At 49.6% G+C, this 23,813-nt stretch carries 21 protein-coding genes and 1 other annotated feature; of the genes, 6 read left to right on the top strand and 15 right to left on the bottom strand.

Translation table 11 applies throughout. From position 1 onward, the window contains the following. Nucleotides 1-12: 12 nt before the first annotated feature. Nucleotides 13-957, bottom strand: coding sequence for a bifunctional riboflavin kinase/FAD synthetase (ribF, locus tag AYY17_RS18425; protein WP_067398834.1), 945 nt, complete (start codon nt 955-957; stop codon nt 13-15). Between the two features lie 350 nt (nt 958-1,307). Between ribF and rpsT the strand changes: the two genes are divergently transcribed. Further along, nucleotides 1,308-1,568 (top strand): 30S ribosomal protein S20, encoded by a 261-nt coding sequence (gene rpsT, locus AYY17_RS18420; RefSeq protein ID WP_067398952.1) that lies wholly within the window; start codon nt 1,308-1,310, stop codon nt 1,566-1,568. Between the two features lie 58 nt (nt 1,569-1,626). Here rpsT and nhaR read toward each other — a convergent pair whose 3' ends face one another. After that, on the bottom strand, nt 1,627-2,556 hold the full coding sequence (gene nhaR, locus AYY17_RS18415; RefSeq protein WP_067398836.1) for a transcriptional activator NhaR: 930 nt from the start codon (nt 2,554-2,556) through the stop codon (nt 1,627-1,629). A gap of 90 nt (nt 2,557-2,646) precedes the next feature. Further along, nucleotides 2,647-3,825: a Na+/H+ antiporter NhaA gene (gene nhaA, locus AYY17_RS18410; RefSeq protein ID WP_067426203.1), complete on the bottom strand. Its 1,179-nt coding sequence runs from the start codon at nt 3,823-3,825 to the stop codon at nt 2,647-2,649. Nucleotides 3,826-4,107: 282 nt separating this feature from the next. Here nhaA and AYY17_RS18405 point away from each other — a divergent pair, with 282 nt between their 5' ends. After that, nucleotides 4,108-4,950 (top strand): DMT family transporter, encoded by an 843-nt coding sequence (locus AYY17_RS18405; RefSeq protein ID WP_067426201.1) that lies wholly within the window; start codon nt 4,108-4,110, stop codon nt 4,948-4,950. On the opposite strand, the gene AYY17_RS18400 is transcribed toward AYY17_RS18405, so the two are convergent. The 6 genes from AYY17_RS18400 to tal all read right to left on the bottom strand — a co-directional run bounded on the left by AYY17_RS18400 (nt 4,947) and on the right by tal (nt 12,441). After that, nucleotides 4,947-5,591 (bottom strand): hypothetical protein, encoded by a 645-nt coding sequence (locus AYY17_RS18400; RefSeq protein WP_067426199.1) that lies wholly within the window; start codon nt 5,589-5,591, stop codon nt 4,947-4,949. The genes AYY17_RS18405 and AYY17_RS18400 overlap by 4 nt on opposite strands. Nucleotides 5,592-5,718: 127 nt before the next feature. Then, a complete protein-coding gene (gene dnaJ, locus AYY17_RS18395; protein WP_067398842.1) occupies nt 5,719-6,855 on the bottom strand; it encodes a molecular chaperone DnaJ in 1,137 nt (378 codons plus the stop codon). A gap of 104 nt (nt 6,856-6,959) precedes the next feature. After that, nucleotides 6,960-8,882, bottom strand: coding sequence for a molecular chaperone DnaK (dnaK, locus tag AYY17_RS18390; RefSeq protein WP_067426196.1), 1,923 nt, complete (start codon nt 8,880-8,882; stop codon nt 6,960-6,962). A gap of 494 nt (nt 8,883-9,376) precedes the next feature. Continuing rightward, on the bottom strand, nt 9,377-10,675 hold the full coding sequence (locus AYY17_RS18385) for an MFS transporter (protein ID WP_067426195.1): 1,299 nt from the start codon (nt 10,673-10,675) through the stop codon (nt 9,377-9,379). A gap of 121 nt (nt 10,676-10,796) precedes the next feature. Continuing rightward, nucleotides 10,797-11,381, bottom strand: a complete 585-nt coding sequence (gene mog, locus AYY17_RS18380; RefSeq protein ID WP_067426193.1) for a molybdopterin adenylyltransferase — start codon at nt 11,379-11,381, stop codon at nt 10,797-10,799. Between the two features lie 106 nt (nt 11,382-11,487). Continuing rightward, on the bottom strand, nt 11,488-12,441 hold the full coding sequence (gene tal / locus AYY17_RS18375) for a transaldolase (protein WP_067398850.1): 954 nt from the start codon (nt 12,439-12,441) through the stop codon (nt 11,488-11,490). A gap of 321 nt (nt 12,442-12,762) precedes the next feature. On the opposite strand from tal, the gene yaaA reads away from it, so the two are divergent. Next, on the top strand, nt 12,763-13,536 hold the full coding sequence (gene yaaA, locus AYY17_RS18370; protein WP_067426191.1) for a peroxide stress protein YaaA: 774 nt from the start codon (nt 12,763-12,765) through the stop codon (nt 13,534-13,536). An 84-nt stretch (nt 13,537-13,620) separates the two neighbouring features. On the opposite strand, the gene thrC is transcribed toward yaaA, so the two are convergent. From thrC to thrA, 3 genes are read right to left on the bottom strand one after another with little or no spacing between them, the layout of a single operon-like run. Next, nucleotides 13,621-14,913 carry a threonine synthase gene (thrC, locus tag AYY17_RS18365; protein ID WP_067426189.1) on the bottom strand — a complete coding sequence of 431 codons (1,293 nt, stop codon included), beginning with the start codon at nt 14,911-14,913 and terminating at the stop codon, nt 13,621-13,623. Between the two features lie 9 nt (nt 14,914-14,922). Then, nucleotides 14,923-15,855 (bottom strand): homoserine kinase, encoded by a 933-nt coding sequence (gene thrB, locus AYY17_RS18360; RefSeq protein WP_067426187.1) that lies wholly within the window; start codon nt 15,853-15,855, stop codon nt 14,923-14,925. Nucleotides 15,856-15,858: 3 nt separating this feature from the next. Then, nucleotides 15,859-18,318, bottom strand: a complete 2,460-nt coding sequence (gene thrA, locus AYY17_RS18355) for a bifunctional aspartate kinase/homoserine dehydrogenase I (protein ID WP_067426185.1) — start codon at nt 18,316-18,318, stop codon at nt 15,859-15,861. Nucleotides 18,319-18,348: 30 nt separating this feature from the next. Then, nucleotides 18,349-18,463, bottom strand: a sequence feature (Thr leader region). A gap of 651 nt (nt 18,464-19,114) precedes the next feature. Between thrA and arcA the strand changes: the two genes are divergently transcribed. Beyond that, nucleotides 19,115-19,831, top strand: a complete 717-nt coding sequence (gene arcA / locus AYY17_RS18350; RefSeq protein WP_004237112.1) for a two-component system response regulator ArcA — start codon at nt 19,115-19,117, stop codon at nt 19,829-19,831. A gap of 149 nt (nt 19,832-19,980) precedes the next feature. Here the strand turns inward: arcA and creA are convergent, their stop codons facing one another. After that, on the bottom strand, nt 19,981-20,472 hold the full coding sequence (creA, locus tag AYY17_RS18345; RefSeq protein ID WP_067398858.1) for a protein CreA: 492 nt from the start codon (nt 20,470-20,472) through the stop codon (nt 19,981-19,983). 207 nt (nt 20,473-20,679) lie between these two features. On the opposite strand from creA, the gene robA reads away from it, so the two are divergent. Further along, entirely contained in the window at nt 20,680-21,594 is a 915-nt protein-coding gene (robA, locus tag AYY17_RS18340; protein WP_067426182.1) for an MDR efflux pump AcrAB transcriptional activator RobA, read from the top strand. Between the two features lie 84 nt (nt 21,595-21,678). On the opposite strand, the gene gpmB is transcribed toward robA, so the two are convergent. After that, nucleotides 21,679-22,326: a 2,3-diphosphoglycerate-dependent phosphoglycerate mutase GpmB gene (gene gpmB, locus AYY17_RS18335; protein ID WP_067426181.1), complete on the bottom strand. Its 648-nt coding sequence runs from the start codon at nt 22,324-22,326 to the stop codon at nt 21,679-21,681. 203 nt (nt 22,327-22,529) lie between these two features. On the opposite strand from gpmB, the gene yjjX reads away from it, so the two are divergent. Continuing rightward, nucleotides 22,530-23,069 (top strand): inosine/xanthosine triphosphatase, encoded by a 540-nt coding sequence (gene yjjX / locus AYY17_RS18330; RefSeq protein WP_067398862.1) that lies wholly within the window; start codon nt 22,530-22,532, stop codon nt 23,067-23,069. Between the two features lie 65 nt (nt 23,070-23,134). On the opposite strand, the gene AYY17_RS18325 is transcribed toward yjjX, so the two are convergent. After that, nucleotides 23,135-23,677: a GNAT family N-acetyltransferase gene (locus AYY17_RS18325; RefSeq protein ID WP_067426179.1), complete on the bottom strand. Its 543-nt coding sequence runs from the start codon at nt 23,675-23,677 to the stop codon at nt 23,135-23,137. Nucleotides 23,678-23,813: the final 136 nt, after the last annotated feature.

Raw genomic sequence — 23,813 nt, 5'->3', positions numbered from 1 at the left:
ACTATTATTCCGTTAAACACATAACGAGGGATGCAATTGTAAGAATTCCCTTGCCGCAATTTCATCCTGTGCGATTTGCGCTTTCAGCTCATCAAGCGAGGCAAACCGCTGTTCATTTCGTAATTTTTTGCGTAATACCACATCCGGATGCTGCCCGTATAAATCCATAGCAACATCAATCAGATGCACTTCCAACTGCCGCTCTTTGCCCTGCACTGTCGGGCGGGAGCCGATATTCGCCACCCCCGGAAGCGGTTTCGGTCCGAGGCCGTAAACATCCACCGCATAAACACCGCTGACCGGTGCGGTCAGGCGTTTCAGGGGAATATTGGCGGTCGGAAACCCGATTGTGCGCCCGAGTTCGTTGCCGTGAACCACCCGCCCGCTGATACGGTAGGGATGCCCGAGCAGCGCTTCGGCCTGCGCTAAATCATCACATTCCAGCGCACGGCGGATAGCTGTACTGCTGATCCGTGTGCCGTTATCACAGAAACTTTCTGTGCTGCGCACGGTAAAGCCAAACCGTTTACCCGCTTCACATAACCCGGCAAAATCACCCTGCCGGTTTTTTCCGAAGCGGAAATCGTCCCCGACGACCAGAAATTTCACTCCCAGTTGTTCAACCAACAGGTGTGAGATAAAGGCTTCCGGCGTCAGCGAGGCAAACTGTTTATTGAATTTAACACACAATAAGTAGTCCGCACCGTAGTGTGCAAGATATTTTACCTTATCGCGCAGCCGGGTCAGGCGTGCCGGTGCTTTATCAGGCGCAAAAAATTCCGGCGGCTGTGGCTCGAAGATCATGACGACCGACGGCAATCCCAGGCGCTTTCCTTCTTGTGCCAGATGTGACAGTAATGCCTGATGCCCGCGATGAACACCATCAAAATTACCAATAGTCAGCACGCATCCGTGATGTCGCGCGCGAATATTATGAGTACCGCGAATTAGCTCCATAGCAGGCTCAATACAGTCAAAATTAGGTCGATTATACCTTGTCCGCCGCGTGAGGTTAACCCACTATTACGGTTGAATCATGAATTCTCTGTATGAAAAGCGATACGTCCGCCTCCCGGGATACCGAAAAACACTTTTTTCATCAGAATGTTGTCTGTCGCGTGACTTTTTTCGGGGGAAAGACTGTATTCCCGCAGAGTAAACTGATAAAATCCCCGCCCATCACAACGTACATTTGCGTCGCTGTACAACGACGCTTATTTGCACAAATCCATTGACAAAATAAAGTTGAGCAGGCATATTCCTCCACCTTTGTATTGTCCTCGAAGAATATATTTGGGAGTTGGACCTTGGCTAATATCAAATCAGCTAAGAAACGCGCCATTCAATCTGAAAAACGTCGTCAGCATAACGCTGGTCGTCGTTCGATGGTGCGTACCTTTATCAAGAAGGTTTACGCTGCTATCGCCACCGGCGATAAAGAAGCTGCTCAGAAAGCATTTAATGATATGCAACCACTTGTGGACCGTCACGCTACTAAAGGCCTGATCCACAAAAACAAGGCTGCCCGTCATAAGGCAAACCTGGCTGCTCAGATCAAAGCAATGTAATCTGTATGCAGACATAAAAAAACCGGCTTTTGCCGGTTTTTTTATGTCTTTTTTTTGGCTAATCGAGCAAAATTCCCGTCTCAACCGATTGTGAACCGCTGAACAGTGCAGAAAAATCCTTATTACAGACCCGCTGAACTGCCGGGTGCTGGATCATCCGTTCTGCAAAAATCACGTAATACTCTTCTTTGATGGTATCCACCGTGCCCAGTTCCACAATGTCACTGTCAGCAAAAATCCCGTTGGTATAGAGTGACGGCGCCACAAAAATAGCATTGTGATACATACCGAAAGCTTTCATCAGCGCGGCATCATCAAACTCACCTAAAATTTCCACTTCCAGATTTTTATTGCGGATCCACGTCAGCAACTGACGCCCCAGCATGGAACGACGGCCGGGTACCAACAGGCGGCGCTCTTCCAGGCAGGCGGGAAAAGGCTTCTGCGGTGCGGGCTGACGGCAGAAAAAGCTCATACTGCACTCACCCAGTTTGACCGAAAACAACCCTTCCTGCTGAGTGGAATCCACCGGACAATCAGACAAAATCATATCCAGTTTATGCTGGCTCAGCTGTTCGAGCAGCATTTCATGGGTAGATTCAAAACAGCGCAGATGAATTTGTTCCTGCTCCACAACCGCTGTTTCCAGAACTTTACTGACCAGCCGTTTTGACAGGGCATCAGCGACGCCGACATCAAACAACAGATTGGATTCCCGGCTGTAAGTGACAATATCCAGCATTTCCTGGCTGAGCATAAACATTTTATCCGCATAGCGGAACACCAGTTGCCCCAGCTCTGACGGAACAAGCCCGCGGCCCTGTCGTTTAAACAGCTTGCCGTCCAGACGCTCTTCCAGTGCTTTGATTTGTCCGGTGATGGTCTGTGGTGTCAGGTACAGGGCTTCTGCCGCACCTACCACTGAGCCTTCTTTGCAGACATGCCAGAAATAATAGAGGTGATTGTAGTTTAAATGGGAGACGCGCATAGTTTTTCCCGACACGTACCTTATCTTTTTATGATAGTTAACACGGAAATTCCGTTGTATTCACCGGCCGGGAGGCCGGTGAATAATCAATTACCGCCGGACAGTTTTCTTCGGTAACACTGAGTGCAGTAAAAATAACCCGGTGACCGCCGCCATTGTGGAACCAATCAGAATTCCCAACTTAGAGTAGGTGTTAAACGCTTCCGGTAGTCCGTCAAATGCCAGTCCCGCGATAAAGATTGACATAGTAAAACCGATCCCGCACAACACTGATACCGCAAATATATGGTTAAGAGTAATCCTCTCCGGCAATTTTGCAAAGCCCAGTTTTACCGAAATCAGACACGCCGTGAAAATCCCCAGCGGTTTACCGATAAATAATCCGAGTAATATTCCCAGCGGCAATGCTCCCGTCAATGCATCCATTGAAATGCCCTGTACGTTGACGCCCGCATTCGCAAACGCAAACAGCGGCAGGATAAGATACGCCACCCACGGATGCATAACATGCTCCAGCTCTTCAGACGGAGAGTGTGTACCATCTTTGCTGCGCAGCGGGATAAGGAACCCGACAATCACCCCGGCCAGCGTGGCGTGGACACCAGATTTCAGAATACAGACCCATAATATCAGTCCCGCAACCATATGCGCCGCGGTATTGTTAACATTGCGCCAGTTCATCAGGCACAGCACCACAACCATTAATGCTGCCAACAGCAATGCCGTGAGCGATACCGTTTTGGTATAAAATAAGGCAATAATCACAATGACACCAAGGTCATCAATGATTGCCAGCGCCAGCAGAAAGACTTTCAGTTCTGTCGGTACCCGCTTGCCCAGCAGTGCCATAACACCGAGTGCAAAAGCGATGTCGGTTGCCGCCGGTATTGCCCAGCCCTGACTGGCTGCGGGATCAGTCCCGTTGAACAAAAGATACACCAGCGCAGGGGCAACCATGCCGCCAAGTGCGGCAATCGCCGGAAACATCGCTTTGTCGCGTCCGGCCAGAGAGCCGACCATCAGCTCCCGCTTAACTTCCAGCCCGACGACGAGAAAAAATATCGCCATCAGAGCATCGTTAATCCATAATAACAATGGCTTATCAATTTCCAGTGCGGAAAATTTCACGGCAACCGGAATATCAAGGAACTGCTGATACACGACCGATAACGGCGTATTCGCCATTATTAATGCAACCAGAGCTGCAATAATCAGCAGTATGCCACCCGCGGCTTCAAGTTTTAAGAACTGTCGGATAATTGCTGTCATAATTTAACTCCGCTCACATAGCCGATGTTTACACGATCGACACTAATATTATTGACGTTAATACTATGCGAACTATTAGCTCGAAAAAAGTAGATTATTTATCATATAAACATCGGTTTTTTCGATTCAAATGATATTTGCATCACAGAATAATCTTAAATAAAAATATTAATTAACATTAAATAAACACGTAATGATAGTGATGAATAGCTTTTTATTCATCGCATTGGCTGATATTTTAATATCAAACCACTCTTACCCTGAATAGAAACAGGTTGTTTTATGTCCGCCACGCTGTTTATTGCCGTTCTGTTTGCCGCCATTTTCCACGCAAGCTGGAATGCGGTGATAAAATTTGGTCAGGACAGGTTTCTCGGCATCGCCGTCATGACGATTTATTCAGGTCTGGTGTCTGTTCCCGCCCTGTTCTGGTTAGGATTGCCCGATGCCGCGACACTGAAATGGCTGGTACTCTCCGCACTGTTTCATATCGGTTATGCTGTCTGCCTGAGCCGGGCGTATGCGCGCGGGGATCTCAGCCAGATTTATCCTGTCTCACGCGGGTGTGCGCCCTTACTGACCACGCTTTTTGCCATCACGTTGTTTGGTGAGCACCTGGCGTGGCTCTCATTTGCCGGTATTATGCTGATTGTATCCGGTGTTATCCTGCTTGCTTTCAACCGTCGCTCACCGTCACATGCCCGCACCGGGCTGGTTTATGCCATTATTACGGCCTTTTTTACCGCCTGTTATACCCTTTCCGATGGTTTCGGGGCACGCAGCAGTTCAGATCCCCTGACCTATATTTTCTGGCTGTTTGCATTAAACGGATGTGTGATGCTGATATTAGGATTTGCCCGCTACCGCCATAATTTTACGCGAAACTTTTTGCGCTACAGCAAGCCCGGGCTTACCGGCGGCATATTGCAGATATTCAGTTACGGCATCGTGATTTGGGCAATGGGGCAAGCACCGATTATGATTGTCGCTTCATTGCGGGAAACCAGCGTACTGTTTGCCTTACTGATTTCTGCTTTTTTCCTGAAAGAACGACTGACACAGGCGCGGATAGTTGCCGCCTGTATCATTGTCGCAGGCGTTATTGTGATAAAACTGGGAAGCTAGCGCTTACTCTCCTGCCCGTACAGCCCGGCCAGTGTCTTAAAATCAATCTCTCCGGGCCTTATCTCAACAGGGGTTTTAATAAAAGGTTTTGCCCTGTTAATCACCGGTTTTTGTTCCTGTCCGGTGATTTGGTCTTTATAAAATTTCAGCTGTATCAGCATATCAGCTAATGCCGGCTGCTCATTTTTCCCGGCGGCCTGAACCGCTTCATTAAGATCCCTGTTTGCCGTCGCCGCTATATCTCCCGCAGCCAGGTACGTGTTGAATGTCGCTGAGTGTTGTTCCGCATTTTGCTGCTGTATCGCCTGTTCACAATTATTCTGAATTTTTATCAGATAACTGTTCTCCGGTAATACCGACTGAAGATTCACCAGACTGATATATGCTGAAAGATACGTTAATGGCGCAGTATCGATAAGCGTCATATCAATATCTGCCAGCTCTGTCAGTACAGATACATTCCCCGCCCCTATCAATGCCGCTTGTGTTGCATCACACCTGAACAGTATTTCTGAGGTATTTTGTACACCAAACACTAATAGTCCGATCAGATTGTTATTTTCACATCCTGCGGTACTGCTGATAAATCGTGTGACAGAAACATCCTGCACGATTGCAGGTGACTGCGTAATATTATTCATTTCGTTACCCTCATGATGATCACAGAGGGAACAGTAACGAAACGGGATAAAACAACTTTTATAAAGCGCACAAAAAAACCGGCCGGAAATAATATTCCGGCCGGTTCAGTTCTTATCGGAATCTGACTTACTTCGTCAGATCATCAAAGAATTTTTTCACCCCGTCGAGGAAGCGTTTTGCTTTCGGGCTGTTGTTGTGACCACTCTGGCCTTCCACCGATTCACCGAACTCACGTAACAGTTCTTTCTGTTTTTCGCTCAGTTTAACCGGCGTTTCAACCACAACACGGCACATCAGATCGCCCTGCATTCCGCCGCGCGCCGGTTTAACACCTTTGCCTTTCATGCGGAACTGCTTCCCGGTCTGGGTTTCAGCCGGTATTTTGAGCTTAACGCGCCCGTCCAGTGTCGGCACTTCGATTTCGCCGCCCAGTGCTGCAACGGAAAAACCAATCGGCACTTCACAATAGAGGTTGCTGCCTTCGCGCTCAAAGATATTGTGCTGGCGAACGTGGACTTCAACGTACAGATCGCCCGCCGGTGCCCCCATTTCGCCTGCTTCGCCTTCACCGGTCAGACGGATACGGTCGCCGCTGTCCATCCCTGCCGGAATTTTGACTGACAAGGTTTTATAGCGCTCAACACGACCATGACCATGACATTTGTTGCACGGATCTTTGATGATCTGACCGCGTCCCTGACACGTCGGGCACGCCTGCTGAACCGCAAAGAACCCCTGGCGCATCTGCACCTGACCCATACCATGACAGGTCGGGCACGTTTGTGGGTCAGTGCCTTCTTTCGCGCCGCTGCCGTGGCATTTATCACAGGTTTCCAGCGTCGGAATACGGATCTCTTTGGTCACACCACGAACCGCTTCTTCCAGTGTCAGCTCTATGCTGTAACGCAGGTCGGCTCCGCGCGATGCGCGCTGCTGACGGCGTCCGCCACCGAAAATATCACCGAAGACGTCACCAAAAATATCACCGAAATCAGCGCCGCCGAAACCACCTTGTCCGCCGCCGCCCATTCCGCCTTGTTCAAATGCGGCATGACCATACTGGTCATACGCAGCACGCTTTTGGCTGTCGATGAGAATTTCGTAAGCTTCTTTGACTTCTTTAAATTGCTCTTCTGCGTCTTTATCGCCCTGATTACGATCAGGGTGGTATTTCATTGCAAGGCGCTTATAGGCTTTTTTAATCTCTTTTTCATCTGCTGATTTAGAGACGCCCAACACCTCGTAGTAATCTTTTTTTGCCATCCGTTTTGTCCCTTAACACACACGCACACGGGCGCAGAGTTTCCTCAACGCCCGTGTGGGTTTTCAGTGATTAGTCTTGTCCATCACCGCGCCCGCTAAGGGCCTTATTTTTTGTCTTTGCTATCATCAACTTCTTCGAATTCAGCATCGACAACATCATCGTTCTGACCGGCATCCTGCGCGGCGTCAGCACCCGCAGCACCTGCCTGAGCCTGCTGCTGAGCCATTTCCATCAGCTTGGCAGACGCGTCGATCAGCGCTTTGGTTTTCTCTTCAATAGCGGCTTTATCTTCGCCTTTAACTGCGATTTCCAGCTCACTCAGTGCCTGCTCGATTTTAACTTTATCGTCGCCCGGCAGTTTGTCGCCTGCTTCTTCAATCTGTTTGCGGGTTGCGTGAACCAGTTGATCTGCCTGGTTACGAACCTGTACCAGCTCTTCAAACTTACGGTCAGCTTCGGCGTTAGCTTCAGCATCACGAACCATTTGCTGGATCTCTTCTTCATTCAGACCGGAAGAGGCTTTGATGGTGATGTTCTGCTCGCGTCCGCTATTTTTATCTTTAGCAGATACATGCAGGATACCATCCGCATCAATATCAAATGTAACTTCAACCTGCGGCATACCGCGTGGTGCCGGCTGGATACCGTCTAAGTTAAACTGACCCAGTGATTTGTTATCAGATGAACGCTTACGCTCACCCTGTAACACATGGATAGTCACCGCAGACTGGTTATCTTCCGCTGTGGAGAACACCTGGCTGTGTTTGGTCGGGATAGTGGTATTTTTGGCGATAAGCGCCGTCATCACACCACCCATGGTTTCGATACCCAGTGACAGCGGAGTAACATCCAGCAGCAGAACGTCTTTCACTTCGCCGCCTAACACACCACCCTGAACTGCCGCACCAACAGCAACGGCTTCATCCGGGTTCACGTCTTTACGTGGCTCTTTACCGAAGAAATCAGCTACGGTTTTCTGAACCATCGGCATACGGGTCTGACCACCAACCAGGATAACATCCTGGATGTCACCAACAGACAGGCCGGCATCCTGTAATGCAACTTTAACCGGCTCCATAGAACGCTTAACCAGGTCTTCAACCAGTGACTCCAGTTTTGCACGGGTCACTTTAATGTTCATGTGTTTAGGACCAGACGCATCCGCCGTGATGTACGGCAGGTTGACGTCGGTCTGCTGCGCGGAAGAAAGCTCAATTTTTGCTTTCTCAGCCGCTTCTTTCAGACGCTGCATTGCCAGCGGGTCGTTACGCAGATCGATACCCTGATCTTTCTTAAATTCTTCAACCAGATAGTTGATCATGCGGCTGTCGAAGTCTTCACCACCTAAGTGAGTGTCACCGTTCGTTGCCAGCACTTCATAGGTTTTTTCGCCATCAACTTCATCGATTTCGATGATAGAGATATCGAATGTACCACCACCAAGGTCAAATACCGCGATAGTGCGGTTACCAACTTCACGGTCAAGGCCGTAAGCCAGCGCTGCTGCCGTTGGTTCGTTGATGATACGTTTTACATCCAGACCTGCAATTCGCCCTGCGTCTTTTGTTGCCTGACGCTGTGCGTCATTAAAGTATGCAGGAACGGTGATAACTGCTTCAGTTACCGGCTCGCCGAGATAGTCTTCAGCGGTTTTCTTCATTTTTTTCAGCACTTCAGCTGAAATCTGTGGTGGTGCCATTTTCTGGCCTTTCGCTTCCACCCATGCATCACCGTTATCTGCGCCGACAATTTTGTACGGCATGATATTCATGTCACGGCTGACTTCTTCTTCATCAAAACGACGACCAATCAGTCGTTTGATAGCAAACAGTGTATTTTGCGGGTTAGTCACCGCCTGGCGTTTTGCCGGCTGTCCGACTAAAATTTCACCATCGGCGGTATACGCAATGATTGACGGTGTTGTGCGATCGCCTTCCGCATTCTCCAGTACACGAGCTTTGTTGCCATCCATAACAGCAACACAAGAGTTAGTTGTACCTAAGTCGATACCAATAATTTTACCCATCTAAACGCCTCCGAATAATTCTGTTCTGCCTTACGCTACGATATATATGAGGTTCGATTTTCACTTTTCAAGAAAAAATTTTCGCCATCCCGGACCCGGATTCTCCCCTGACGGTACAGGACATCCGCAACGCTAAAAGAAATTCAACTGAGATTCAGTTTCCGATGACAACTAGATGGGGTCATAAATGTATTCATCAAGGGTAAAACAGAAAAAAAACAGATTTTTTAAAAGAAAATGATCAATTGCTGAAAAATGCCGCAATAACCGTGTTGTCATTGCAGCATATACGCTAAATAATTCGGGATGCCTGCAGGCGACAAGCTCCGACCGCCGGGGAGCATACATCAGTATGTGACCCGGCGGGCTTCATGCCACCAACGAACCTGCAATTTGAATGAATAATAAAAGGTATATACTCTAAATAATTCGGGATGCCTGCAGGCGACAAGCTCCGACCGTCAACACCCAGGCATCCTGAAGTATGACGAGTATCAGGAACTAAGCACCACCATCCGCCGGTATACTGTGGCTTTGCGCATATAAAGCCCCGTGAATAAACCAATCAGTGACAATCCCGCCATATAATAAGCAGGTGCAAGAGGCGTCCATTTCAGAAAGAGCGTCACCACAACAGGCGTCAGTCCGCCAAAAATGGCGTAAGAAACATTATAGGAAAATGAAATGCCGCTGAAGCGGATTTCAGCCGGGTAGCTGTTAACCAGAACAAACGGTACCGCGCCAACAACGCCGACACTGAACCCCGCCAGCCCGTAAGTCAGTGACAGTGGTGTTCCCGGGTCACCGGCAGTCAGATAAAAATAGCCCGTACATGCCGCCAGCAGAATACTGCCGCCAATAAAAACAAACGCGGCGCCCAGTTTGTCACATAAGAATCCGGCAACCAGGCAACCGGCACATAATGCGAGGATCGCGGTCATATTGGCGACTGAAACCACCGCTTTTGCCAGCCCGAATTCTGTCTGCAAGTATGCAGGCGTCAGCAGGATCACCACCACCACACCGGCAGACAGCAGCCACGTCAGCAGCATTGAGATAACGATTGCTTCCCGGTGATCCGCAATCACGGTTTTCAGCGGCAATTCTTTCGCTAATGCTTTCTGTTTCTGCATTTCCTGAAAGACCGGCGTTTCCGCTAACCAGCGGCGTAAATAGAGTGCGACAAACCCAAAAATACCGCCGAGGAAAAAGGGTACACGCCAGCCCCAGCTCAGTTGCTGCGTGTCAGTAAGCTGCGTCGCTATCATCATCGCCACCAGAGAGCCGAGGAGGATCCCGACCGTCAGCCCGGCGGTCAGCGTGCCGCAGGCAATACCAATGCGGTGCTTTGGTACGTGTTCGGAGACAAATACCCACGCCCCGGGAACTTCCCCGCCGATAGCCGCACCCTGCATAATCCGCATCAGCAGAAGCAGTACCGGGGCGGCAATACCAATGGTTTCATAGGTCGGCAGCAGGCCGATACAGAGCGTCGGCACCGCCATCAGCAGAATACTGAGAGAGAACATCTTTTTGCGCCCGACAAGATCGCCGAAATGCGCCATCACAATGCCACCCAGCGGGCGCACCAGATAACCGGCGGCAAAAATTCCGAAGGTTTGCAACTGTACCAGCCAGCCGGGAATGTCCGGCGGAAAGAATAATTGCCCGATGGTAACCGCAAAAAAGATAAAGATGATGAAATCGTAGAATTCGAGTGCGCCGCCCAGAGCTGCGAGAGAGAGCGTTTTGTAATCCTGCCGGTTCAGCGTCCGGAGAGCCGTTTGAGCCATGAGTTCACCTTTCCTGTCTTTACATTGCTGTGATTTTTACTTTACATAAGTAGGTAACCGCATCATAGGACAAGAAAGGTGCTCAGGGGAACGTTTTTTATTTTATGCTGAATACCCTGAATTACTGTGGCTTTATGGCTGATTTAGGACGAAATGCCGCGACAACCTGAGGGTCAGTTTCAATATAGGGACCATCCAGCAACTGTATACAATACGGTACACTGGCAAAAATACCGGCAACCGTGACGTTTCCGCTTTCATCTTTCAGCCCTTCCAGGGTTTCTGCAATGGCTTTCGGTTGACCGGGCAGATTTAGGATCAGGGACTGATTGCGGATCACGCCCACCTGACGGGACAGGATAGCCGTCGGTACAAATTTCAGGCTGATCTGACGCATTTGTTCACCAAACCCGGGCATTTCGCGATCGGCGACTGCCAGCGTTGCATCCGGGGTAACATCGCGTCTGGCAGGTCCGGTGCCGCCGGTTGTCAGCACCAGATGGCAGCCAAATTCATCCACCAGCTCACATAGTGTCTGGCTTATCATGGTTTCTTCATCCGGGATCAGGCGGGTTTCTGTCTGAAAGGGCGTGGTGATGGTTTTTGCCAGCCATGCCTGTAAAGCCGGGATACCTTTGTCTTCATAAATACCACCGGATGCGCGGTCAGAAACCGAGACAAGACCGATGCGCAACACATTATTCATAATTACCTCTGCGTCATTTTGACTCCGGCGCCAGCATAGCATTGGTGCCGGAAACAAAAAAGGCAGCCAACCGGCTGCCTCTCACAATCATGCTGTTAATCAAACATTACAGCAGATCGGCGATCATTTTTTCCAGTTTACCCTGGTCTACTGCAAACTTGCGGATACCGTCCGCCAGTTTCTCAGTTGCCATAGGATCACTGTGATGCGCCCAGTAGAATTCAGCTTCAGTCAGTGGCGCAGGGCGCGCTTTAACGTCACCTTTGTACTCCAGTTTACGCTCAACAGCCCCGGTCGCTTCTGACAGCTCTTTGAGCAGTGCAGGTGCGATGGTCAGACGGTCACACCCGGCCAGTTCCAGGATTTCGCCTGAGTTACGGAAGCTCGCACCCATAACCACGGTTTTGTAACCGTGCTCTTTATAGAAATTGTAGATTTCAGTAACAGAAATCACGCCCGGATCTTCTGCCGGAGCAAACTCTTTTTTGTCGCCGTTAGCTTTGTACCAGTCAAGGATACGGCCGACAAACGGGGAGATCAGATACACACCCGCTTCTGCACAGGCGCGCGCCTGGGCAAAGGAGAATAACAGTGTCAGGTTACAGTTGATGCCTTCTTTTTCCAGCTGTTCTGCCGCGCGGATCCCCTGCCAGGTAGAGGCAAGTTTGATAAGGATACGGTCATTGCTGATACCGGCATCGTTATACAGTTTGATCAGACGTTTTGCTTTGGCAATACTCGCCTTGGTGTCATAAGAGAGACGCGCATCCACTTCTGTTGAGATACGGCCCGGGATCAGTTTGAGGATTTCCAGACCGATATTTACCGCCAGCTTATCACCGGCATCGATAATCTGCTGTTCACGTGAATCACTCTGCCCGCGCGCCCAGGTTACCGCTTCATCAATTAACTGACGGTATTCAGGGATTTGCGCTGCGTTGAGGATCAGAGAAGGGTTAGTGGTGGCATCCTGAGGCTTATAAAGCTTCATTGCTGCAATGTCACCGGTATCGGCCACGACCGTGGTCAGATTACGCAGGGAAGTCAATTTATCGGTCATTTTCGTCTCTCATCTTATGTCAGAAGATACTCTAAATAATTCGGGATGCCTGTAGGCGACAAGCTCCGGCATCCTGAAGTATGACGAGTATAGATGGCAATATGCCGCAACTGCGTTTGATAATATCACGGTCAGGCTGCTGCGCAAGCAAGGAAAATCCGTATCACCGGAGCCTGTTTTTATCTAACCATCTGTAATTATGATAATTTCATCTAATCTGCACTGTTCCCCTTTCCGGCTATTACTGTGATTTGCCCGTTGCTGTATTTTTTTTGATAGAGTAGAGCGCATAATGATGAAAACAGACCGGAGCCGACTATTATGCTGCTGACGATTTCCCCTGCCAAAACACTCGACTATGACAGCCCGCTGACCACTCAGCGCTATACACAGCCTGAGCTGCTCGCACAATCAGAAGAACTGATGCAAACCTGCCGCAAACTGACACCGGCGGATATCGGCTCTCTGATGCATATCAGCGATAAACTCGCCGGTCTGAACGCTGCCCGTTTCGGGGAATGGCAGCCGGATTTCACGCCGGAAAATGCACGCCAGGCGATCCTTGCCTTTAAAGGGGATGTCTACACCGGCATGCAGGCTGAAACTTTCAGTGAAGCGGATTTTGATTTTGCCCAGCAGCATCTGCGGATGCTTTCCGGACTCTACGGTGTGCTGCGCCCGCTGGATTTAATGCGCCCGTACCGCCTGGAAATGGGCACAAAGCTGGCTAATCCACGCGGAAATAATCTCTATACTTTCTGGGGCGATATCATCACTGAAAACCTCAATCAGGCGCTGGCGGCACAGGGTGATAATGTTCTGGTGAATCTGGCCTCTGATGAGTATTTCAAAGCCGTGAATCTGAAGAAACTGGATGCAATCATGATTAAACCAGTCTTTCTCGATGAGAAAAACGGCAAATATAAAGTGATCAGTTTCTATGCGAAAAAAGCGCGCGGGCTGATGAGCCGCTTTATTATTCAAAACCGCCTGACGCAGCCGTCTCAGTTGCCTGATTTTGACCTGGATGGTTACCACTTTGATGAACATCAGTCCACTGAGCGGGAGCTGGTGTTTACCCGCCCGGAACAGTGATTATCGATTCCGGCATGTAAATTAATAAAAACACCCGCGCTGATAATTATCAGCGCGGGTGTTTTTTACCGGTAAATAAAAATATTACGGCTTCACTGTCTTCAGTAAATAGTCACGCAGTGCTGCAAAATCGGCCGGTAATACCGCAGAGAGCAGCGGTAAATCTGCCCGCTCAGCCAGTTCTGCCGGTAATGGCAGTTTTTGGTCAAGAATGGCTTCCACGCTCTCCAGGAATTTTGCCGGATGTGCCGTGCCGAGGAAAATGCCGTATTCACCCGGTTGCAAATCCTTGCGCAGCAAGCGATACGCAATAGCGGCATGCGGTTCAGAAATATAGCCCTTTCCTGCCAGTTCACGCATTGTTTCACGGGTTTCATCATCATTTACCGCACCGGAACGCAAATCTCGCAGTGACCAGCCCTGACGCGCAAACAGCGCTTCAATCCGCGGCCAGTTATTCGGCTGGCTGACATCCATCGCATTCGACAGTGTGGCAACCGTCACCGCCGGTTTCCACTGTCCGTCAGCCAGATAGCGCGGCACGGTGTCATTGGCATTGGTGGCGGCGATAAAACGCTTCACCGGCAACCCCATTGCTTTTGCCAGAACACCTGCGGTCAGGTCACCGAAATTTCCGCTCGGGACAGAAAAGACCAGTTCGCCGCGTTTTTCCGCCGGAGCCTGTGCCACCGCTTCAAAGTAATAGCAAATCTGCGCCAGCAGGCGGCTGATATTAATTGAGTTCGCCGAATTGAGATGCAGAACCTGTTTCAGTTCTTCATCATCAAACGCTTGTTTTACCAGCGCCTGGCAGGCATCGAAATCATCCTGTACGGCTACCGTATGAATATTTTTACCCAGGGTGCAGAACAATTTTTCCTGTAGCGGGCTGATTTTTCCCTGCGGATAAAGGATAACCACCTGCACATTTTTCAGACCATAAAAGGCATGTGCGACTGCCGCCCCGGTATCGCCGGAGGTTGCGGTCAGAATAGTAACGGGTTTATCACCGGCAACCGCTGCCAGTGCCTGCGCCATAAAACGCCCGCCAAAATCTTTAAACGCCAGGGTCGGGCCATGGAACAGTTCCAGGCAGCTCACATCACTTTCCACCGGTTTCAATGGTGCCGGGAATGCAAACGCGGCACGGACACGCGTATCCAGCTCAGCCCGGGGAATTTCATCACCAATCAGTGCATGCAGAATAACCACACTGCGGCTGACAAAATCCATTGCCAGCAGGTTATCCATCGCCTCAGAGTCAAAGAACGGAAGGTCACGCGGGAAAAACAGCCCCTGACCACGCCCCAGACCCTGTTTTACCGCCTGTGCAAAACTGACTTTCTCACTTTCGTCTTTTAAATTGTACAGTTCCATTTTTTAACCTTATGCACTCACTTGTCGTGCGCCCGCGAGATCCAGGCGGCACAGATGAACAAACCCTTCGCTGTTTTGCAGATATTGCGTACTGAATACATCTGCGGCCTGCTCTGCCGCCGCTTTGTTATCACAAACGGCAAACAGTGTCGGTCCGGAGCCGGAGATCCCGCAGGCTTTCGCGCCGCAGGACATAACCTGTGCGCGCACAGCATCAAAATTCGGTAATAACTGCCGGCGGTACGGCTCGGCAACCACATCGCGGATCATGGATGCCGCCAAATCCGCCTGCCCGGTGTGACAGGCGTGGATAAACCCGGCCAGGTTGCGCCCGTGATCCACTATGTCAGCCCGGGAATACGCCGCCGGTAAAATCGCCCGCGCCTGCGCCGTGGAGACTTTAATACCCGGATACGCCATCACCCAGTACCAGTTATCAAAACACGGCACCGCCTGACTGACGCTGTCCGGCGTTTCAATATTGAGCTGTAACCCCCCCAGGAAGCACGGCGCAACATTGTCATAATGTACACTGCCGGAGATGCGCCCTTCCATCTCGCCCATCAGGCGCAGCAGCGTCATATCATCCAGCGGCCTGCCGGCGTAATCATTCAGTGCAACCAGGGCTGCTACAACGGAACAGGCGCTGGAACCAAGCCCGGAGCCAATCGGCATATTTTTTTCCAGTGTCATCGCCACAGGTAGTACATCCCCGATCACTTCACAATAACGCTCCCAGCACTGGTAAACGATATTGTGCTTCGGGTTATCGGGCAGTTTTTTGACAAACCGCCCGCTGTTTGTCAGTGAAAACTGCGTGGCTTTTGCAACAGAAACACAGTCACCGAGCAGTTCTCCGCTGACCGGAGACACTGCCGCACCCAGCACATCGAACCCCACACTTACATTCCCGATTGACGCCGGTGCATAAATTTTAATCACCCGTTACACTCCCAGTTTCCATGACATTGTGCGCAACACATCTGCAAAAATCCCGGCGGCTGTCACATCATTACCCGCACCGTAGCCGCGCAAGACCAGCGGGATCGGCTGATAATAGCGGGTGTAAAATGCCAGGGCGTTCTCGCCGTTTTTCACTTTATACAACGGATCGTTACCATCCACATCCATGATTTTTACCTGACAGCAGCCGTTATCAATCACGCCAACATAACGTAAAACACGTCCGGCTTCTGCAGCCTGAGCCACACGATCAGCAAAGGCGGCATCAAGAGAAGGCAGATTGGCCATAAACGTATCCACATCACCTGTGGCATCAAAGTCCGGCGGCAGAACTGACTCCACCTGAATATCAGAGAGCTCAAGCGCAAGACCGGTTTCGCGGGCGAGGATCAGCAGCTTACGCGCGATATCCATGCCGGAGAGGTCATCGCGGGGATCCGGCTCCGTAAAGCCTTTTGTTTTGGCGATAGCCGTTGCGGCTGAAAGCGACATTCCCTCATCGAGCATCCCGAAGATAAATGAGAGCGAGCCGGAAAGAATACCGTTGAACTGCACTAATTCATCCCCCGCACTCAGCAGGTTCTGAAGGTTTTCAATAACCGGTAATCCCGCACCGACGTTAGTATCATAACGGAACTGGCGTTTTGACTGTGCCGCCGCGCGGCGTAATTCATGGTAGTAATCCATGGATAATGTATTGGCTTTTTTGTTCGGCGTGACCACATTAAACCCGTCTTTCAGGAAAGCCGAATACTGGCGGGCAATATCCTCATTTGATGTACAATCCACAATCACCGGATTCAGAAAATGGTACTCTTTTTCCAGACGAATCAAGCGACTGAGGCTGAACGGCTCTTTTGCCTGCGCCAGTGCCGGACGCCAGTCCTGCAAATCAATACCGCGCATATTTGTCAGCATCGCTTTCGAATTAGCTATTCCGCACACCCGCAGATCAATATTGCGCGCTTTCAGCCACGATTGCTGGCGGTGAATTTGCTCCAGCAGCGCACTGCCGACTCCGCCGGTACCGATAACAAACACTTCCACAATCCGGTCAGTGTTAAACAGCATCTGGTGACAAAGACGAACACCCGATGCGGCAAGGTCATTATCCACCACCGCCGAAATCGAACGCTCGGATGAGCCCTGGGCAATCGCGATAATATTGATATTGGCGCGGGTCAGTGCCGAGAAGAAACGGGCGGAAATTCCCTTGAGCGTGCGCATACCGTCACCGACCACAGAGACAATCGCCAGGTTATCCAGCACATCCAGCGGATCCAGCACGCCCTCTTTCAGCTCAAGATAAAATTCCTCTTCCAGCGCCTGCTGAGTGCGGACTTTGTCTTTCTGAGTCACACAAAAACTGATGCTGTACTCTGACGAAGATTGCGTGATCAGGACAATTGAGATATTGCGCCGCGACATCACAGTAAATACACGCGCCGCCATCCCGACCATGCCTTTCATGCCCGGACCGGAGACATTAAACATCGCCATATTGTTGAGATTAGTGATCCCTTTCACCGGTGTGCTGTCATCGCGCTGACCATCGCCAATCAGTGTGCCGGGCGCTTGCGGGTTAAGGGTATTTTTGATCAGGCACGGGATCTGAAATTGCGCAATCGGCGCAATAGTGCGGGGATGCAGTACTTTTGCCCCGAAATAAGAGAGCTCCATCGCTTCCTGATAAGACATGCCTTTCAGCAACCGGGCGTCCGGGACAAAGCGCGGGTCACAGGTATAAACGCCATCCACATCGGTCCAGATCTCGCAACATTTGGCACGCAGACAGGCAGCCAGAACAGCCGCAGAGTAATCAGAGCCGTTGCGCCCCAGTACAACCAGCTCGCCCTGTTCATTCCCTGCAGTGAAGCCCGCCATCAGCACAATATGATCCGCCGGAATATTCAGTGCCGCTATGCGTTTGGTGGATTCATTGATATCAACTGTCGATTCAAGATACGCGCCGACCGCCAGCAAGCTTTCCACCGGGTTGATCACCGTCACTTTGTGCCCGCGTGCTTTCAGCAGTGATGCCATCACCGCAATAGAGAAGCGCTCACCGCAACTAATCATATTCGCGTTGATGCTGTCCGGGCACTGCCCCAGCAGGGATACACCGTGCAGAACCTGTTTGATGCGGCTGATTTCCTGCTCAGTTTCACTCTTCAGACGGGCATATTCAAACCCGGGAACAGTGGCGTTCAGCCCGTCCAGAATACTGTTCAGAATAGCGTCTGCATCGTGTACCAGCGTGTGTGCGTCCTGACCACTGACGGTCTGCTCTACCATCGCCACTAAATAATTAGTTATTTTTGCCGGTGCGGAAAGCACCAGCGCAACCTGTCCCTGTGCGAGTTTTTTCTCTGCAATTCCCGCGATGTTAAGCATACGTTCCGCGTTTGCCACGGATGTGCCGCCAAATTTAAGTACACGCATGTGTTACCTGCTCCTGCCGTTTTTAGTCCAAAAAAAAAAGCCCGCACAATTTTTTGTGCGGGCTTTTTTCGTGATTCAGATATGCGTCAGCCCGCACCGCCGGTGGTAATGGTGGTGGTGGTCGTAATAATAATCATGTTCAGGCTGTGATTACGCATTGAGTTCCTGTCCGTCCTTTATCTGGTTTACCCTATTACGGTTAAAGGAAAGGCAGGTTGATGTCAAATTATTCTTCAAAACAAACTGAAAAACCGGACTGTCCGGCTCCGGTTGCATAACATATTAAAAAGAGATTCCGGTAAATTCGCACTGCCATTTACCCATAAACCGGAATTTAATTTCATATGATGAGGATTTTTTATTTTTTTAAACTTTTCTTACGCAAGTTGCATTTTTCGCCGTTTACCCGGAAGAAAAATGTACAATAATCAGACATGTCAGATATACTGCTTAACATTGTATATCTATTTATTTGACAATCATTAAAACTAGCAATTAACAATTGAAGAATGTGTTAACGTGCTACAATTGATTTTGATATGTATCAACAAAGGTTAGTTTTCCAGATGGTAAATGAATGGGTTGCTGTTATATTGGTGTTAATAGACTAATATTGGTACGAATCGTTTCAATTCTTTACTTTTTGAATTGAGTGATTGTAAAAACGCGGTCTGAACCAGATTTTTTTTCTGTTCACAGGTTTCGTGTCAGACATAACCAAAACTACACCGACACAGAAAGCCCGGGCAGATAATCCAATTTCTTATAATTCTAAGTGATTTAGGTAGCGACTATTATGCAAACCCCGCATATTTTAATTGTTGAAGATGAGATCGTCACACGTAACACTCTGAAAAGTATTTTTGAAGCAGAGGGTTATGTTGTACATGAAGCCACTGACGGTGCAGAGATGCATAATGTACTGTCAGACCATGATATCAATTTAGTTATCATGGACATCAACCTCCCGGGAAAAAATGGTCTGTTATTGGCGCGCGAGCTCCGTGAACAGGCAAATGTGGCATTAATGTTCTTAACCGGCCGTGATAATGAAGTCGATAAAATTCTCGGTCTGGAAATTGGTGCTGATGACTATATTACCAAGCCGTTTAATCCGCGCGAACTGACTATCCGTGCACGCAACTTACTCTCCCGGACCATGAATCTGGCCGGTGGCAGTGAAGAGCGCCGCAGTGTGGAAAGTTACAAGTTTAATGGCTGGGAACTGGATATTAACAGTCGTTCATTAATCGGGCCGACCGGTGAGCAGTATAAGCTCCCGCGCAGTGAGTTCCGTGCCATGCTGCACTTCTGCGAAAACCCGGGCAAAATTCAGACCCGTGCTGAATTGCTGAAAAAAATGACCGGCCGTGAACTGAAACCGCATGACCGGACTGTGGATGTCACTATCCGCCGTATCCGTAAGCATTTCGAATCCACACCGGATACCCCGGAGATCATCGCTACTATCCACGGCGAAGGTTACCGGTTCTGTGGTGATCTCGAAGAGTAATCTTCTGCCACAGCAGTAACGTAATATCAGCCCCGGTGCCGTGCTGCGACACCGGGGCTTTGTCACATCTGCTATACCCTTATTTATTCAAAATGCAGGTTCGTTGGCTGCATCCTGAATGACGTTGGGTATATAAGTAATGGAACAAATTAGTTATTCCACGGCATTATCGGTACGGCACTCAGTGCATTCTTTGGCGAGCCGTCAACGACTTTATCCGAATAAGTCAGATAGACCAGTGCGTGACGTGCTTCATCATAGAAACGTACAACCTGTAACTTCTTGAATACCATAGATGTTCTTTTCTGGAAAACAACCTGCCCTTTGTCTTTTTTACCTTTTTTCACTTTATCACTGACCGTAACCGGTCCGACCTGCTGGCAGGAAATTGCAGCATCTGAGGTATCTTCAGCCAGTCCCAGCCCGCCTGTAAATCCACCGGTTTTTGCACGGCTCAGGTAACAGGTGATATTTTTCACATCCGGATCATCAAATGCTTCCACCACAATTTTATGGTCAGGACCAAATATTTTAAATACGGTGTCCACCGAGCCAATTTCTTCGGCATGGCTCAAAAAGGATAACGAACTCAATGAAATAGCTGTAATAATACACAGTAATGATTTATTTGTCTGATTCATAATGTTGATAGCCCGAGAAAATCATTTGAAAATTATATGATTTTAAAGATAATTCATATTGTCGTTTTATGATAGTCACAGCACTCTTAAAATATTCTCCGGCCAAAAGTAATAATGAGTAAATGATTATCTCGCTGATAATTAATCAGGTTAGAATATTATTCGTTATATAATTTCATAACGTCATCAATCCAATAAGGGAGATGTATGGATCAGACCAGCATCATTCGCGATTTACTCCGTTGGTTAGATGAGCACTTAGATCAGCCGCTTTCTCTCGATAACGTTGCAGCGAAGGCAGGCTACTCCAAGTGGCATTTACAACGTATGTTCAAGGATGTTACCGGCGAAGCTATCGGGGCTTATATTCGCGCCCGTCGCCTGTCCCGTGCAGCTATTGCTCTGCGCCTGACAGCACGTCCGATTTTAGATATCGCACTTCAGTACCGCTTTGACTCACAGCAAACGTTCACCCGTGCATTCAAAAAGCAATTTAATAAAACACCCGCACTGTATCGCCGTCTTGACGAATGGTGCTCTGACGGTATCTGCTCTGCTATTTTGCTCAATGATGCCCCTATGCCGGAGTATGAATTTGTCACATTCCCGCCACGTACGGTGATAGGGATAGAAAACAACTGCTCCCATCGTCTGGAAGACTGGGCTACTTCCTGTACACACATGCGTCAGGAGTTCTGGCTGCGCTATATTTCTGCGGCAAAAACTATTCCGGACTATGTTTACGGGTTATACAGCACGTCCCGCAATCCGGATAAAGAAGATGAGCAGAGCGTCAGCTATACCACGGCTGTTGATAAAGAATCTGCTGAATTCACAACCCGGGAAAATCTCAGTGAGCTGGAGATGCCCGGTGGCGAATATCTCTGCTTTACGTTTAACGGTATCCCTTACCGTGGCGCTATGCAGGAGTTTCTCTTCACAATTTACGGACAATGTGTACCGCGTCTGGGGATCACCCGCCGCAGAGGGTATGATATTGAGCGTTACAAGCTGAGAAAAGATACGGATGTTGTGAATGCAACTGATGTCGATGAAGCTGACCCGCGCAATCATATTGAAGAGTTTAAATACTATATTCCTGTCCGGCACGATCCGCAGTAATGACCTTCCGATCCCGCTGAACACATGCCGCTCCGGGCGGTATCTGTTCCTCCGGGAGCGGCATTCGTTATGTTACCTGTCTGTTCAGCGTTGCACTTCATCCAGTGCCGCTTGTGTAAGATGCGTGGTATCCCCCGCGGTCTCCACCACCCAGCCATCTGCCAGCCACGGGCTTTCCTGGTATTCCAGTACAGACAACGAACAGTTGCGCAGGCGCAGACGACGCTCCGCGTATGGCGGCAGTCCCATCACCGAGCCAATCAGACAGCCAAGCGCAATACCGTGACTGACCAGCAAAACCCGGCTGCCTTCCGGCAAATCACGGGTGCTTTCCAGAGCAGCACGCATACGGCTTTCCAGCTCTGTGAGTGACTCCCCCTGAGGAATACGTCCCTCTTCTGCACCGTTGAGCAGGCTCTGACGCCAGCCCTCTTCTTCGGCATTCAGAGTATGGATCTGACGTTTTTCCAGAATCCCCATATTCAGCTCACGCAGACGCGGATCTGCAATCACATCACAGCCGCAGGCATCTGCTATCAGTTGCGCAGTCTGTTGTGTACGACCCAGATCACTGGCAATAATATGTGTGATCCCTTCATTTTTAAGACGCGCGGCAACCTGCCCGGCCTGATCAATACCACTTTGCGTTAACGGGCTGTCGGAATGCCCCTGGATACGGCGCTGAACATTCCATTCGGTTTCACCGTGACGGACAAGAAATACCTGTGTCATAACTATCAATCTCTGCTCTTGCTGTGTGGAAGTCTGATTACCCCGTTACCATACCGTAAAAGTATTCACCTGATCACGCTTTATCCCGTAAACAGATAGCCCCGGCGGTATCGTCCGCCATGAGGAGGGTAAAAAATACTGCGGAAAGCCGCTAATCTTCGCTATACTGCGCCAAACAAAATAACGTGGGTAGTTTAATTATCATGTTTCATATTATCGCAGCGACGACTAACCCGGCTAAAATTCAGGCAATCCGTGCCGCTTTTGAAGTGGTTTTAGGCAACGGAAATTTTGATATTGAAGATGTGAATGTGGACAGCAGTGTGCCACAGCAACCCATCGGGAATACCGAAACCCGTACCGGTGCCCGTCAGCGCGTAAATGCCGCTCGTCAGGTAAGACCGGAAGCAGATTTTTGGGTCGGTGTTGAAGCCGGTATTGACGGCGATATGACCTTTGCCTGGATTGTTATTGAACACCAGCAACTGCGGGGCGAATCGCGTTCAGCCAGTCTGATGCTGCCGGAAAAAATTCTGGCGGGGATCCGCGAAGGCCGCGAGCTTGGCGATGAAATGGCGGATCTGACCGGCGTAGAAGATATTAAACAAAAAGGTGGCGCGATTGGTTTCTTCACCGGCGGCGCACTTACCCGCACCAGCGTGTATGAGCAGGCAACCATCCTGGCTCTCGTCCCTATCCAGCACGAAATCTACAAGTCACTGAATACCAAAGAAGAAAAATAAAAAAAACCGGACCGGTAACAACCGGCCCGGCGACTTTTCCCGCAGCGTTGACTTTTTCCACACCTTTATCGTTGTGCAAGCCACTCTTCCCGTGTGATGCGGCTGATATGCTCAGTCCTTCTGTCCTGCAAAAACGAATTATATTTGTTTTCTTCAGTATGATGATGACGAAAGCCACATTTAGTCTGTGCGCGCTGTGATTGCACGTTATTATCGAAATATCCGCACCATAATGCATCCAGCCCCACCGTTTCGAAGGCATGGCGCATCACTTCTCTGACCGCTTCCGGAATCAGCCCCTGTCCCCAATACGGAACACCAATCCAATACGCGATTTCGCCTTCACGCTGACTTATCTCAAAATTGCTGTTTTCACCGATCAGGATCCCGACACAGCCGATTGCCCGCTGATTTTCTTTCAGCACAACAGCATAGACTTCATCGAGATTAAAAACGGTATTGATTACATCGGCACTCTCTTCAACACAACTGTGTGGCGGCCAGCCGGCGATCGGTCCGACGCGGTCATCTTTTGCCACCTCATATAAATCGGCAGCATCCGTTTCTGCCCACGGGCGCAGGATCATTCGTTCTGTTTCTAATTTCATATGGCTTACCTTAGTTCAGTTATACCCTTATATATTCAGCCGGAGGGCTGCTGTTGACGGGATGCAGTGTAGCGGCTGAACAACCGATGGATAAGCAACAAACCTGCTCATTTTCGGTACTTTTGAAAACTATTGT

It is taken from the genome of Morganella psychrotolerans (genome assembly GCF_001676055.1).
Classification (GTDB): Bacteria; Pseudomonadota; Gammaproteobacteria; order Enterobacterales; family Enterobacteriaceae; genus Morganella; species Morganella psychrotolerans_B.
Note: the sequence above shows the minus strand (reverse complement) of the source record. Positions and strands in the feature narration are given on the sequence as shown.

Coding starts and splice junctions, on each gene's coding strand:
- ribF (WP_067398834.1), bottom strand. CDS start 957: ATGGAGCTAATTCGCGGTACTCATAATATTCGCGCGCGACATCACGGA.
- nhaR (WP_067398836.1), bottom strand. CDS start 2,556: ATGCGCGTCTCCCATTTAAACTACAATCACCTCTATTATTTCTGGCAT.
- nhaA (WP_067426203.1), bottom strand. CDS start 3,825: ATGACAGCAATTATCCGACAGTTCTTAAAACTTGAAGCCGCGGGTGGC.
- AYY17_RS18405 (WP_067426201.1), top strand. CDS start 4,108: ATGTCCGCCACGCTGTTTATTGCCGTTCTGTTTGCCGCCATTTTCCAC.
- AYY17_RS18400 (WP_067426199.1), bottom strand. CDS start 5,591: ATGAATAATATTACGCAGTCACCTGCAATCGTGCAGGATGTTTCTGTC.
- dnaJ (WP_067398842.1), bottom strand. CDS start 6,855: ATGGCAAAAAAAGATTACTACGAGGTGTTGGGCGTCTCTAAATCAGCA.
- dnaK (WP_067426196.1), bottom strand. CDS start 8,882: ATGGGTAAAATTATTGGTATCGACTTAGGTACAACTAACTCTTGTGTT.
- AYY17_RS18385 (WP_067426195.1), bottom strand. CDS start 10,675: ATGGCTCAAACGGCTCTCCGGACGCTGAACCGGCAGGATTACAAAACG.
- mog (WP_067426193.1), bottom strand. CDS start 11,381: ATGAATAATGTGTTGCGCATCGGTCTTGTCTCGGTTTCTGACCGCGCA.
- tal (WP_067398850.1), bottom strand. CDS start 12,441: ATGACCGATAAATTGACTTCCCTGCGTAATCTGACCACGGTCGTGGCC.
- yaaA (WP_067426191.1), top strand. CDS start 12,763: ATGCTGCTGACGATTTCCCCTGCCAAAACACTCGACTATGACAGCCCG.
- thrC (WP_067426189.1), bottom strand. CDS start 14,913: ATGGAACTGTACAATTTAAAAGACGAAAGTGAGAAAGTCAGTTTTGCA.
- thrA (WP_067426185.1), bottom strand. CDS start 18,318: ATGCGTGTACTTAAATTTGGCGGCACATCCGTGGCAAACGCGGAACGT.
- arcA (WP_004237112.1), top strand. CDS start 19,115: ATGCAAACCCCGCATATTTTAATTGTTGAAGATGAGATCGTCACACGT.
- creA (WP_067398858.1), bottom strand. CDS start 20,472: ATGAATCAGACAAATAAATCATTACTGTGTATTATTACAGCTATTTCA.
- robA (WP_067426182.1), top strand. CDS start 20,680: ATGGATCAGACCAGCATCATTCGCGATTTACTCCGTTGGTTAGATGAG.
- gpmB (WP_067426181.1), bottom strand. CDS start 22,326: ATGACACAGGTATTTCTTGTCCGTCACGGTGAAACCGAATGGAATGTT.
- yjjX (WP_067398862.1), top strand. CDS start 22,530: ATGTTTCATATTATCGCAGCGACGACTAACCCGGCTAAAATTCAGGCA.
- AYY17_RS18325 (WP_067426179.1), bottom strand. CDS start 23,677: ATGAAATTAGAAACAGAACGAATGATCCTGCGCCCGTGGGCAGAAACG.